The sequence below is a fragment of the Novipirellula rosea genome (assembly GCF_039541335.1).
Classification (GTDB): Bacteria; Planctomycetota; Planctomycetia; order Pirellulales; family Pirellulaceae; genus Novipirellula; species Novipirellula rosea.
Genome location: NZ_BAABGA010000064.1, coordinates 222,065 through 235,835, shown reverse-complemented (window position 1 = coordinate 235,835; position 13,771 = coordinate 222,065). Strand labels below are relative to the sequence as shown.

General features: G+C 57.1%; 6 protein-coding genes. 5 read left to right on the top strand and 1 reads right to left on the bottom strand.

Annotation, left to right across the window (positions count from 1 at the left end):
* The first annotated feature begins 10 nt into the window (after nucleotides 1–10).
* Both ABD971_RS23795 and ABD971_RS23790 read left to right on the top strand, forming a co-directional pair.
* Entirely contained in the window at nucleotides 11–538 is a 528-nt protein-coding gene (locus ABD971_RS23795; protein ID WP_345326181.1) for a PH domain-containing protein, read from the top strand.
* Nucleotides 535–1,263, top strand: a complete 729-nt coding sequence (locus tag ABD971_RS23790; RefSeq protein WP_345326179.1) for a PH domain-containing protein — start codon at nucleotides 535–537, stop codon at nucleotides 1,261–1,263. Before ABD971_RS23795 ends, ABD971_RS23790 begins: the two co-directional genes overlap by 4 nt.
* A 1,356-nt stretch (nucleotides 1,264–2,619) precedes the next feature.
* On the opposite strand, the gene ABD971_RS23785 is transcribed toward ABD971_RS23790, so the two are convergent.
* Complete coding sequence (locus ABD971_RS23785) at nucleotides 2,620–4,665, bottom strand: ATP-dependent DNA helicase (RefSeq protein WP_345326177.1); 2,046 nt, start codon at nucleotides 4,663–4,665, stop codon at nucleotides 2,620–2,622.
* A 292-nt stretch (nucleotides 4,666–4,957) separates the two neighbouring features.
* Between ABD971_RS23785 and ABD971_RS23780 the strand changes: the two genes are divergently transcribed.
* The 3 genes from ABD971_RS23780 (at nucleotide 4,958) to ABD971_RS23770 (ending at nucleotide 13,762) form a co-directional block, all read left to right on the top strand.
* Nucleotides 4,958–6,163 (top strand): hypothetical protein, encoded by a 1,206-nt coding sequence (locus tag ABD971_RS23780; RefSeq protein WP_345326175.1) that lies wholly within the window; start codon nucleotides 4,958–4,960, stop codon nucleotides 6,161–6,163.
* Nucleotides 6,160–10,035, top strand: coding sequence for a hydantoinase B/oxoprolinase family protein (locus ABD971_RS23775; RefSeq protein WP_345326173.1), 3,876 nt, complete (start codon nucleotides 6,160–6,162; stop codon nucleotides 10,033–10,035). The genes ABD971_RS23780 and ABD971_RS23775 overlap by 4 nt, the downstream gene beginning before the upstream one ends.
* 220 nt (nucleotides 10,036–10,255) lie before the next feature.
* The gene (locus ABD971_RS23770) at nucleotides 10,256–13,762 is read left to right on the top strand and encodes a DUF1553 domain-containing protein (protein ID WP_345326171.1); all 3,507 of its coding nucleotides are present in this window, start codon (nucleotides 10,256–10,258) and stop codon (nucleotides 13,760–13,762) included.
* Nucleotides 13,763–13,771 lie beyond the last annotated feature (9 nt).

Below are 13,771 nucleotides of genomic sequence, written 5' to 3'. Positions count from 1 at the left end.
GTATTGGTTCATGCATCGTGATCTCGATTCTAGCGATACCGCACCACCGCCTCGGTTTGACGCCACCACGATCACGCGGCCTGACGATTCGTTGTTGGTTTACTATTTCATCATTTCGGTGCTGACGACCGTCGGATTTCCAATTGTTTTTATACCGCTGTTTATCCGCTTTAAAACGCTGCAGTATCGCTTTGACGAGCAGGGTGTTTCGATGTGCTGGGGGTACTTCTTTCGGCGTGAGGTCTATTTGACCTACGCTCGACTGCAAGATATTCACGTCACTCGCAACATTATCGAACGTTGGATGGGGTTGGCCAAGTTGCCGATCCAAACCGCATCGGGCGCCTCGGGGGCTACGATGAAAATCGAAGGCATTCGGGACCCTGAACCGCTGCGAGATTTTCTGTATCTGAAAATGCGGAACGTGAATGACGAGATCGATTCGGAAGCTAGTGCGGACAGCTCGAGCACCGAGTTGCTGCGAGAAATTCGTGACGAGTTGAGAAAGCAACGCAGCCAGCGTGAGGCGAATCAATGAGTCATGTCGTCGAGAAGTCGGCCGAGTGGATTTATCGTGGTATTTGGCGAATCTTGGTCGAGTGGTTTCGTGTCCCCGACAAGCCCCCGATGCTACCGAGTGCAATGCAGGGCGAGCTGCGGGTGTTTCATCCATCGCGTCGCTTTCTGACGTACTTGAAGGTCGTTTTTTGGTTGGCGCTGGTACTGGTCGACGCTGCGATCCTGGCCGGATGGATGGTGCTCTATTGGCAATCTGCATTTTGGGCTTGGGCGTTGGCGCTACCCACGCTCGTGCTGGCAATCGTGCCAGACATCATCGCTTACATCGCACTGCATTTGATGTATGACACGATTTGGTATGCGGTGTCGGAGCGAGGCGTTCATCTTCGCCGCGGGATTTGGGTGATTACTGAGCATACGATTTCGATCGCGAATATTCAGAATGTTTCGATCACTCGCGACCCGCTCGAGCAGATCTTGGGAATTGCAACGCTGGTGGTCGAGACCGCCGGTGCCTCGGCAGCCGAGGATGCGAACTCGTTGAGCGTGGGGAATCGCGTCATCATGATCGGATTGGATAACGCCAACGAGATTCGCGAGTTGCTGATGTCCAAGGTCGGCGCAAGCCGCTCGAGCGGTCTGGGGGATCCGTCCGAAGGTCGACGGACAGTGCAGTGGAACGCAACCGATCTCGCCTTGCTGCGAGAGATCCGGGATGAAGTTGCTGCGGGTCACCTCTCCTGAACTTCAGCGTGGGAGAGGTCGGGCGGGCCCTTTAGGCCTCGTCTGGGTGAGGGCCAACCGCGCAACTGAGCTTGCAGCAGGCCTCTAGCTTGCTCGGTCTGCCCTCATCCGAGCATCGCTGCAGGCTCTGCTCGACCTCTCCCAAACTGCGTTTGGGAGAGGTGGCATACGGCAAGTCACCTCTCCCGAGCTTAAGCGCGGGAGAGGTCGGACGGGCCCTTTAGGCCTCGTCCGGCTGAGGGCCGACCGCGCAACTGAGCTTGCAGCAGGCCACTGGCTTGCTCGGTCTGCCCTCACCCGAGTATCGCTGCAGGCTCTGCTCGACCTCTCCCAAACAGCGTTTGGGAGAGGTGGCATACGGCAAGTCACCTCTCCCGAGCTTCAGCTCGGGAGAGGTCGGGCGGGCCCTTTAGGCCTCTTCCGGGTGAGGGCCGACCGCGCAATTGAGCTTGCAGCAGGCCTCTGGCTTGCTCGGTCTGCCCTCACCCGAGCATCGCTGCAGGCTCTGCTCGACCTCTCCCAAACTGCGTTTGGGAGAGGTGACATACGGCAAGTCACCTCTCCCGAGCTTCAGCTCGGGAGAGGTCGGGCGGGCCCTTTAGGCCTCGTCCGGGTGAGGGCCGACCGCGCAACTGAGCTTGCAGCAGGCCTCTGGCTTGCTCGGTCTGCCCTCACCCGAGCATCGCTGCAGGCTCTGCTCGACCTCTCCCAAACTGCGTTTGGGAGAGGTGACATACGGCAAGTCACCTCTCCCGAGCTTCAGCGCGGGAGAGGTCGGGCGGGCCCTTTAGGCCTCGTCCGGGTGAGGGCCGACCGCGCAACTGAGCTTGCAGCAGGCCACTGGCTTGCTCGGTCTGCCCTCACCCGAGCATCGCTTAAGCCTCTGCTCGACCTCTTCCAAACTGCGTTTGGGAGAGGTGGCATACGGCAAGTCACCTCTCACGAGCTTCAGCTCGGGAGAGGTCGGGCGGGCCCTTTAGGCCTCTTCCGGGTGAGGGCCGACCGCGCAACTGAGCTTGTAGCAGGCCACTGGCTTGCTCGGTCTGCCCTCACCCGAGCATCGCTTAAGGCTCTGCTCACCTCTCCCAAACAGCGTTTGGGAGAGGTGACATACGGCAAGTCACCTCTCTCGAGCTTCAGCTCGGGAGAGGTCGGGCGGGCCCTTTAGGCCTCTTCCGGGTGAGGGCCGACCGCGCAACTGAGCTTGCAGCAGGCCACTGGCTTGCTCGGTCTGCCCTCACCCGTGCATCGCTTAAGGCTCTGCTCGACCTCTTCCAAACTGCGTTTGGGAGAGGTGAGTCACGTTTGCCTCCGGCCTTGAGATTCGCACTGTTAGGTACAATCAAGTACGATTCCCTATCGCTTGGCGTTGGCCGAGGTCAGCTTGACCGGCATCTCCGGCAGCGCCTGCAGGAACGCTCGTCCGTATGGCTTGCTCTCGAGTCTGGGGTCTAACACGACGACCATTCCCTTGTCTTGTTGAGTGCGAATCAAACGTCCAAATCCCTGTCGAAATTTGATGATTGCTTCGGGTAATTGGTAGTCGTTAAATGGATTGCGTCCGCTGGCCCGAATCGCTTCCAATTTGGCTTCCAACAGCGGATGATCGGGCACGGAAAACGGCAGTTTGGTGATGATGACGTTTGTCAGCGCTTCGCCGGGAACATCGACGCCCTGCCAAAAACTGTCGGTGCCAAACAGCACCCCTTTGGGATTGCGGCGAAACGCGTCCAGCAATTGCGTGCGATTCTGTGTCCCTGCTTGGCTGTACAGCAGCAATTCGTTCTCGGCTAACCATGGCGTCAAGGCCGTGGCACATCGTTTCAGTAAGTCATAGCTGGTGAACAGCACAAACGCGTGTCCGTCGCTGTGACGAACAAAGCGTTTGATCTGATCGGGCAATGCTTTTTCAAACTCGGCACGCTCTTTTGATGGATCCGGAAGTCCGCGGACGACCACCAATTTTGCTTGCTCTTTGTAATCAAACGGGCTGCCCACTCGGAGCGATAAACCACCGGTGAGTCCAACTCGCGATCGATAGAAGTTGAACTTGTCATCGTTGCCGGTCGCCAACGTCGCGCTGGTCATCACGACGCTGCGGATCATCTTGCTTTGGAACAAATGTTCGCGAAGTGTCGCGCCGACATCGATCGGGGATGCCGCCAAAGTAACGCGGTCCAGTCCGCGACGCGAACCGCTGCGTTCGAGCCAATAGACCGCACCGTCCAGATCGTGATTGATCCATTGCCGCAGTCCGCCAGCGAGCGCCATCATGCGATCGTGAGCCGATTCAAAATCCTTTTTCTCGGATTCATCCTTCTGGCCTTCGGCCTGCTCCAACAGCGATCGTGCGAGCGCTTCCATCGGTTGGCTGACGCGATTGTCGACCACACCGGGGTGCAACACGCGTCCATTGCGAGTGCCCGAGTTCTCCCACCAATCGAGGATATCGGCAAACAGGTTGGTGGCGGCAAAACGGCATCGTTCGAGTTGCTTTTGAAGCCCTAGCAACTGTTTGTCGACCAGCAACCCTTTTTGCGTGCGGTCGTTGTACAGTTTGTCAAACAGGTAATCGAATTGGCCGCTGGTCAGCCGGATCCCCAGATGGTCGCCCGCGACCGCTTCGATTGTGTGACATTCGTCCAGGATGACGGCATCATAGTCCGGCAGGATCGAAACGCCTTGTTGTCGCAAGGCCAGATCGCTGAAGAACATCGCGTGATTGACGACCATCAATTCCGCATTATTGGCACGTCGACGTGCTTTGAAATAGAAGCAGTCTTTGAAGTGCGGGCATTTGCGGCCCAGGCAATTGCCGGTATCGCTTTTCATTTCGTCCCAGACCGACGAGTCGGGACGATTCGGTATCGTCGACAGCGAGCCATCGTTGGTCACTTCGGCCCATTTCAGTACCGCGCGAACTTGTTCGTACTGGATTTCGTTGGCCAGCAATGACGTCATCTTCGACACCGTGCGGTTCATCCGCCGCAGTGACAAATAATTTGAGCGGCCTTTGACCAGCACCGAGGAAAATTCGCGAGGAATGACGCTGTTCAGCAGCGGGATGTCTTTGTTGATCAGCTGTTCCTGCAGGCTGATCGTATGCGTCGAGATCAGAATCCGGCGTTTACGACCGGGGTCGTTTTCGTCTTCGACATCGAGCAGCGGTTTTTCGGGTTGCCCTTGCTGTTCGGTCGCAAACAGGATCGCGGGAACGAGATAGGCAAAACTTTTGCCGGTGCCTGTGCCCGCTTCGGCGATCAGATGTTGTTCATTGCGAAGTGCTTTTTCCACATCGCGTGCCATCGCCAATTGCTCAGGCCGCGGTGTGAAGTTGTTCAGACGACGAGAGATGCTGCCGTCCGCACCCAGGATCGATTCGGATTGAAGATTCTCAGACAACGAGGAGGGTCGCTAGGGAATAAGGAAAGGAGATTGTCGCCGGACGGACTGTTTGGAAGACGCACCAAAATAGCAGTCGCGGGAAATTTGGGCGAGCGTGAACGGTTCAGTTTACCCGACCCAAACCGTTACGTCTTTGCCGCGAGGCAGCGTATTGCCAACCGCTTCTGATGCCTGCAAAACTGTGGAAATCGTGCTCGCGTGGTTGCATCCCGACACGCTAGCCCTTGTAATGAGCCCGTTCCTTTGCGTCGTTTCTGCTTGCATTGTCGCCGATTGTGCCGAGTAATTTATGAGTCTTCACCGTCAGCCCTGCCCTTCCTGTGGCCGAGAACTCGAATTACCTGCCGATGCGATCGGACGCATGGCGAAGTGCCCCGCCTGTGAAGCGACTTTTAGGATTGCGGAGACTGGGGGGAATCAGCCCGCTGCATCACCGGATCCTGTACCGCCCACGCCGAGCGAGTCGTCGGTACCGAGTGAGCCGCCCACGCCGGGGCAGCCGCCCGAATCCGCACGCAGTGACAATTCAGCAGGCAGTGAAAATTCAGCAGGCAGTGAAAATCCATTCCAGTCGCCGATCGCAAGATCAAGCGAAACGACGGGATCCGCCAGCGGTCGCCCGGTCAATCCATACCAAGCGACGTCGTATTCGGCGGAACCCGTGCTTCAGTTAGGCGAAACCGAAATCGTCCAACGTCCGATCGAGGACATCGTCTCGCCTACGTTGGCAATTTTTGGGGCGCGTTGGGCTCCGCTAATTTTGGCAGCCTTGATCCTGTTAGTGGCAACCGGGGTGATTTTCGGAGTTCCGTTTTTGCTGATGTCCATTATCGGCAGCATGATTGACAACGGTGCCATCCCCAATGGCGGACCGATCCTGGCGATTGCAGCATTGTTATTCTTTCCGTTTATCGCCTTTCTGAGTTGCTACACAACGGTTGGGTTTGCGAGAGTCTCGCTGGCGGTCGCCCGCAACCAACCGAGTCCCTTGTCCCAATTGCTGCCGCCGTTGGTCATTGTTTTTCGCTTTGCCGTGGGCTTGGTGGCGTTGCTGTTTGCCCTTGCCCTGGTCAGTTTGGTGGTTCTCGTCGTGATTGGTTTGGTCGGCAGTATCGAAGGCGGCGAGGTGATCGCTGCGGGGTTAGCGATCTTGGCGATGATCGTGGCAACGGTCTTTGTGTTTGCGGCTCAGTGGTTGCTATGGCCTTGGATTTTTGTCGTCAGCGATGGCAAGACATCGGCGCTGGGATCGATTCGCGTGGGCTACCACATCACGATGAGCAATAAGGTGACGTCGCTGTTGGCTGTGATCATTGCGACGGTGTTGTCGATGGCGGGTTCGGCGGCATGTTACGTGGGGCAATTCGTGACGACGCCCCTAACGATGCTGATGTTTGCTGTCGGATATTTGTTATTAACCAATCAAGCGATCGACAATCCCAAAGATTCGATGGCTCCCTACGTGCCTCCCTCTTATCCACCCCAACAAAATTGAGTTTGAATTCCATCACCCAAGTCTGGGCCGACGTCGGCGGCACGTTTACTGATTGTTTCGTTGTCAGCGGCGGCGTACGTCGATCGACCAAAGTGCTGAGCAGCGGAAAAGTCCGCGTGAAAGCAAGTCGATGCGAACGCTCGCAACACGAATTCAAACTCGAGTCCGATACGACCGAGCATCCGCTACCCGATCATTTTTGGAGTGGTTACCAGGCATCCTGGTTGCGTAGTGATGGAGTCGCCGTTGAAATTGGAAGCGTCATCGGTTTTGACGCAAAAGCGAACCGCATCACGGTCGATGGCAACGAAGATGCAGCGGCCGAGTTTGAAAGTGTTTCGGGATCGTTCGTGCTGGAATTGGATGCACGATTGGAAGCACCAGTACTCGCAACCCGATTGCTGCTAGGCTGCCGACTCCGCGATCCGCTTCCCGCTCTTGCGGTTCGCTTAGGGACCACGCGAGGCACCAATGCACTGCTGACTCGCACCGGTGCCAACACCACGTTGTTGGTGACGCAAGGGTTTGCCGATGTGTTGCGAATCGGCGAGCAAGATCGGCCCGAGTTGTTTGCTTTGTCCGTGAAAAAGCACACTCCACTGACCGAACATGTGGTCGAGGTGCGAGAGCGAATCGACGCCAAAGGCAACGTGTTGTGTCCGCTCGATGAATCGATGCTGCGTGAATCTCTGTTGCAGATCAAGGCGTCGGGGACCGAGTCGCTCTCGATCTGTTTGATGCATGCACATGTCGACGATACACACGAGCGATGTGTCGAGCGGATGGCTCGCGAGTTGGGGTTTGATCAGGTGAGTCGATCGAGCGAGGTGGCTCCGTTGATCAAGTTGGTGTCACGCGCCGAAACGACGACGCTGGATGCTTATTTGAATCCGATTTTGGCAAGTTATGTTGCCCGAGTTTGGGATCAATTCGGCGGCAGAGATACATGTCGATTGCAGATGATGACCAGCGGTGGGAACCTGGTTGCGGGGGATACGTTTCGTGGCCGTGATAGCGTTTTGTCGGGCCCGGCCGGCGGGGTGGTGGCACTGGGGTATGTTGCCAAGTCAACCGGTTCGGCATCGGCGATCGGATTGGACATGGGGGGGACGAGCACCGATGTCAGCCGGTACACGGGACAAGTGGGGCGATGTTACGAAGCACGTGTTGCGGGACTGCGGGTGTTGACGCCGATGATGGATATTCGCACGGTGGCCGCAGGTGGCGGATCGATTTGCGATGTCGTGGGAGGGCGATTGGTGGTCGGGCCGGCCAGCGCCGGGGCAGACCCGGGGCCGGCATGTTACGGACGCGGCGGGCCGCTGACGATCACCGACATCAACCTGTTGCTAAAACGATTGCCAGTGGATCGATTCCCGTTTCCGCTGGATGAAATGGCCGCAAAACGCCGGATCGAAGAAGTCGCGAAGCAGTTGCCTGAATCGGTCGAGATCCCCAGTCTGGAGACACTCGCCGAAGGTTTTTTGCAGATCGCCGTCACGCATATGGCCGAAGCGGTCCGCACCGTCAGCACGGCCGAAGGCAACGATGTGCGTCAGATGACGTTGGTCGGATTCGGCGGCGCAGCGGGCCAGCATCTCTGTCGTGTCGCCGACTCGCTGAAGATGAGCCAAATTATTGATCACCCTGACGCCAGTATGTTGAGCGCGCTAGGGATGGGACTGGCCGATATCGGCCGCGTCGTGACGCGAGGCGTCTATGCGACACTGGATGACGCATCCTCCGAATGGATTTCGCGGATCGTTGCTGAGCTGCGTAGCGAAGCGGACTCGCTGATTGCCGATGAAAATGTTGACCACGTGCCGGTGCAATATTCCTTTGAATGTGATGTTCGCTACCGAGGCACCGAGTCGTCGCTGCCGATTCCCTTTCAATCGCTGACGGACAAATCGGAAAACACTTCAGCCGCATCGCTCGCCAAGCAGTTTAACGACAAGCACTTGCAAACCTTTGGCTACAATCAACCCGGTCGGCCGCTGGAATTGGTTGCGATTCGCTGCGAAGCCAAGTTATTGCCGTCAACGTCGCTGGACAAGAAGACGGTTGCGAATCCAACGGAAACGCCAGCGAAAACGCAGCGAAAATGCTGGAGCGATTGTGAGCGGATCGAGCGATCGCAGCTGAGTCAAGGTGACACCATCGCTGCGCCCACGATGGTCATTAGCAGCGATTCCACTTTGGTGGTCGAGCCCCACTGGGGCGGCAAGGTGTTAGCCGGCGGAGTGATCGAATTGCGTCGCGAATCCGAGTCGGGCTTGGATCACGACGCCACGCCCGAAAACGATGCGGTGTTGTTAGAAGTCGTGGCTCGGCGGTTACAGGGGATTGCTGATTCGATGGGCGAAGTGCTGCGTCGGACCGCCGTCAGCGTGAATGTGAAAGAGCGTCGCGATTACAGTTGTGCGGTGTTCCGAGGCGACGGGGCATTGATCGCTAATGCGCCCCATGTTCCCGTCCACTTGGGAGCGATGGGGCATACCGTTCGCCGCTTCATCAACGTCTATCCGACGATGTCTGCGGGCGATTGTTATCTCAGCAACGATCCCTTTTCGGGCGGCTCGCATCTGCCCGATATCACGGCCGTCACACCAGTGTTTTGTGATCGAACGATCAAGAGCGGACGGCCCGATTTCTTTGTCGCCTCGCGAGCACATCATGCCGAGATTGGCGGCCGCACGCCGGGATCGATGCCGCCGGACGCGACTTCGTTAGCCGAAGAAGGTGTGCTGATTCGTGACTTTGCGATGGTTCGCGAGGGCGTTCATTACGAAGACGAATTGAGGACGCTGCTTAGTGGTGGTCGTTATCCATCGCGAAACGCCGAGGAGAATTTGGCTGATTTGGCGGCTCAGCGAGCTGCGGGCGAAGATGGCGTTCGTGCACTCGTTGAGATGTCGCAAACCTATTCGGTGTCACAGATCGATTACTACATGCAGCGACTGTTACAGGTCGCCGGCGATACCGCACAAAACTGGATTCGCACGCTTCCTAAGGAGCCGATGTCGTTTACGGATTCACTGGACGACGGCACCGTGATCGCGGTCACGCTGTGTCGATTGGACGACCGGCTGAAGATTGATTTCACTGGCACGGCGGTTGTGCATCCGTTTGGTTTTAACGCCACCAAGGCGATTGTCACGGCAGTGGTGCTTTATGTGGTGCGGATGGTTTCGGGATCCAATTTGCCGCTTTGTGACGGTGTGCTTCGCGATATCGATCTGGTGATTCCCACGGGATTACTAAATCCACCGGCAGATGAGGATCCGGCAAAATGCGCTGCGGTCGTCGCCGGCAATGTGGAAACCAGCCAACGAGTGGTCGACGTGTTGTTGGGCGCGCTGGGCGTCGCGGCGGCCTCGCAAGGCACAATGAACAACGTGTTGATCGGGGATGCTACGTTTGGTTTTTACGAGACCATTGGGGGCGGTTCGGGGGCGACGGCCGATTATGACGGCGCCGATGCGGTTCACACCCACATGACCAACACTCGGATTACCGACCCCGAGGTGATGGAGAGCCGTTTGCCGCTGCGATTGCACCGGTTTGCGATTCGCCGTGGCAGCGGTGGGGCGGGACTTCATCGCGGTGGCGACGGCATGATTCGCGAGTTCGAATTTCTGAAACCGTTGACGCTGTCGTTGATCACTGGTCGACGAACGCGTCCCCCGTACGGCGCGGCCGGAGGCGATGACGCAGCGGTAGGCAAAAACACGCTGATTCGAGCCGGTAAATCCGAACCGCTGCCTTGGGCCACTTCGATTCCGGTCGAAACAGGCGATCGTTTGATCATCGAGACCCCCGGTGGCGGCGGTTGGGGGCATCGCAGCGATGGTGGATCCGAGACTCCGTAGGCAGAGATTCCGCTAAGAGCGATTCGATCGTGCGGTTTGAGCCGCATTATTGGGCGATAACGGGTGAGTGTGGGGGGATCGTGAGCCGCTTTTGCTTCTTGTCTGCTGCCGTGGACGTTATAATGGAGCCCACGCCCACCTTTGCTTCGCGTCGATCCCCCACCCTGAATTGACGCTCTTTGCACTCGTTCGGATCCCTCCCTTGCCAGGAAAGCCATCCATGATTCTTGCTCGAATCGCAGTCAGTTTTGGGCTCGTTCTCTCGCTCGCACCCGTGGCTTTTTCCAAGACCATTGAATTTGGCCGCGATGTGCGTCCGATTTTGTCCGACCACTGTTTCGCTTGTCACGGACCAGACGAAGAGCATCGCGAAGCCGATTTGCGTCTGGATACGTCCGAGGGCGTGTTGGGGGCGGTCCAGCCGGGTGAGCTCGACGATAGCGAGTTGATCCTGCGGATTCTGTCTGATGACGCCGACATGCTGATGCCGCCGCCGAAGTTCGGGAAACCGCTCAGCGGCGAACAAATCGAAACGCTCAAGCAATGGGTCGATCAAGGAGCGGTGTACAGCGAGCACTGGGCATTCCAGACGCCGCATAAAAGTACGCTGGATGGTGTCGAGATTCGTTCGGCAACCACTGCGATTGATGCGTTTGTCAACGCCGAGTTAGAACAGGTCGGGCTGAAACCCAACGGGCCTGCAGATCGACGCACACTGCTGCGGCGGATTTGTTTTGATCTGACCGGGTTGCCGCCGTCACAGCGCGATGCGGAATCCTTCCTCAATGACACGTCCCCCGATGCCGTCGAGCATTTGGTCGACCGCCTGTTGGCGTCGCATCATTACGGCGAACACATGAGCCGGTATTGGTTGGACTTGGTGCGTTACGGCGATACGCACGGATTGCACTTGGACAATTACCGTGAAATGTGGTTGTACCGAGATTGGGTGATCAACGCACTGAACAGCAACATGCCGATGGATCAATTTATCACCGAACAATTGGCCGGTGACTTGCTTCCCGATGCTACGGATTCGCAAAAGATTGCCAGCGGTTTTAATCGCTTGAATGTGACCACCAACGAGGGAGGCTCGATTGTCGAAGAGGTGTTTGCACGCAACGTGATCGATCGTACCGATGCGTTTGGCACCGTTTTCTTGGGACTGACGACGGGTTGCAGCGTATGTCATGACCACAAGTTTGATCCGATCACCACGACCGACTACTACTCGTTGTCGGCGTTTTTTAACAGCCTGGATGGCAAGGCGATGGACGGCAACGTCAAAGATTCGGCACCGTCGATCAAAGTTCCTACGGCCGAGCAAGCAAAAGAGATTGCTGAGTTCGACGAGGCGCTGCGTGACATCCACGAACAGATGGACGGACCGATCGAAACCGTCGATCAAGCTCAACTCGTTTGGGAACGCGGCCTCGGCAGTAGCGATCCGCCGGAGTGGACGGTGCTCTCGCCCGAATCGGTTGTGTCGGACGCCAAAGTCGAAATGAAAGTCCGCGACGACCACGCCGTGGAAGTCGTCGGCAAAGTGGCTGCCAAAGATACGACGACGATTGTTACCCCCTTGCCTGCCAACACGCCTTGGAAATCGCTGCGATTGGAAGCTCTCGTCAGTTCGCCCGAGGAACGGGTCGGGTTGTCATCCAATGGCAATGTGGTGTTGTCCGAAATTGTGTTGGAAATGCAACACGGTGACGATCCCGGAAATTGGATTCCCGTTCCGATCCGCAGTGCGATCGCCGACATCGAACAATCCAACGGGGCCTTTGCGGTGAACTATGCGATTGATGGCAAAATCAAACCCAACGAAGGCTGGGCGGCTGCGGGACACGAGCAAACCGGCGGCCGAACCGCTTGGTTGGACCTCGGCACGCTGTTCACCGAAACGGCCGATGCGAAGTTGCGGGTGCAGTTGCAGTACCAATCTCAGTTTTCGCAGCACCAATTTCGCACGGTTCGTTTGTCGTTGTCCGAGACGATGCCGGCGGCCCCGGAATCAAAGCAAGTTCAACGAGGCCCACTGCACAGCGTCGGCCCCTTTGCCGTCGCCACAACCGAACTTAGTTACGAACAGTCGTTTGCATCGCAAGCTGCCGCGTTCGATCAGAACCAAGCCTTCACGTACGAGGGAAATCAGTACCAATGGCAACTGCGTGAAGACATTGCCGAGGTTCGCGTCAACTCACTTGAGACGGTTCCAGATCACGGCAGCGTGAATTTGCTGCATCAAACCGTGACGTCCCCCGTCGCTCAGAAAACGACGTTGTTGCTGGGGACCAGTGACGGGCACGTCGTCTATCTCAATGGCAAACAGATCGCAATCTCGCAAGGTTCGCAAGACATCGATCCGCTCGGAAAAGAGATCGAGTTGGATTTGAAGCAAGGGGACAACGATCTCTATATCAAGGTCGTCAACCATGATGGCCCGTCGCTGATTTCCTACGCTTATCGATCGCCAATCGTGGAGGTGTCGTCGTCGCTTGCCAAGTTATTGGAAACGCCCGCAGCCGAGCGGTCGGCGGCGGATCGTGAAGCACTGAGAACGTATTACCGCAGCGTCTATTGCACTCACCCCGATTGGCAAGTGCTTGTCGATCAAGCCAAGGGGATTGCCGCGGCCAAGGAAAAAGTCGAGAGCGAATTTCCGACCACCTTGGTTTGGAAGGAACTCGAGAAACCCCGCAAGGCTCATATCTTGTTGCGAGGCGACTACGAACAACCAGGACCTGAGGTTTCTCGGGCGACACCTGCGTTTCTGCCTGCGATGGACCCATCGGATCCCCAAGATCGATTAGGGTTGGCAAAGTGGTTATTGTCCGAACAGCATCCGTTGACCTCACGCGTCGCGGTGAACCGATTCTGGCAACAAGTCTTTGGCACCGGATTGGTAAAGACCAGCGAAGATTTCGGCAGCCAAGGCGAACAACCGAGTCACCCCGAGTTGCTCGACTGGTTGGCAGTCGATTTTCGAGAGCAGGGATGGGACATCAAACGATTGATGAAATCGATCGTGATGAGTGATACTTACCAGCGATCGGCGAAAGCCGAGCCGATCCAATTACAGGCGGATCCTCGCAATCGTTTGCTGGCACGCGGCCCTCGATTCCGACTCGATGGCGAGATGCTGCGTGATCAGGCGTTGGCGGTTTCGGGATTGTTGGTGGACAAATTGGGCGGCCCTAGTGTGAAACCGCCGCAGCCCGATGGGCTTTGGTTGGCGGTGGGCTATTCCGGCAGCAACACGGTTCGCTTCAAAGCGGATGAAGGCGACAAAATCTATCGACGCAGCGTCTATACGTTTTGGAAACGGACCAGTGCCCCGCCGCAATTATCGACCTTTGACGCACCGAGTCGCGAGTCGTGTATCGCTCGTCGCGAGCGGACCAACACGCCACTGCAAGCATTGTTGTTGATGAACGAGACTCAGTTTCTCGAAGCGGCGAAACAATTGGGGCGTCAAGTCACCGAGAAATCGGATCTGCAAACCGCCGAAGAAAAGATCCGCTGGGTGTTCGAGCGAGTGACGATGCGTCCCGCTGCGGACGCGGAAACAAGCGAGTTGACCGGATTGGTCAACGATTTGATGCAGCACTACGCTTCGCAGCCTCAGGCAGCCGAGGAATTGGTGGGCACGTCGTCGGCGGAAACTGCCGCCTGGACCATGGTTTGTAGCACACTGATGAATCTTGACGAAGTGTTGAACAAATAGTGTGTGTCG

Coding starts and splice junctions, on each gene's coding strand:
- ABD971_RS23770 (WP_345326171.1), top strand. CDS start 10,256: ATGATTCTTGCTCGAATCGCAGTCAGTTTTGGGCTCGTTCTCTCGCTC.
- ABD971_RS23780 (WP_345326175.1), top strand. CDS start 4,958: ATGAGTCTTCACCGTCAGCCCTGCCCTTCCTGTGGCCGAGAACTCGAA.
- ABD971_RS23795 (WP_345326181.1), top strand. CDS start 11: ATGCATCGTGATCTCGATTCTAGCGATACCGCACCACCGCCTCGGTTT.
- ABD971_RS23790 (WP_345326179.1), top strand. CDS start 535: ATGAGTCATGTCGTCGAGAAGTCGGCCGAGTGGATTTATCGTGGTATT.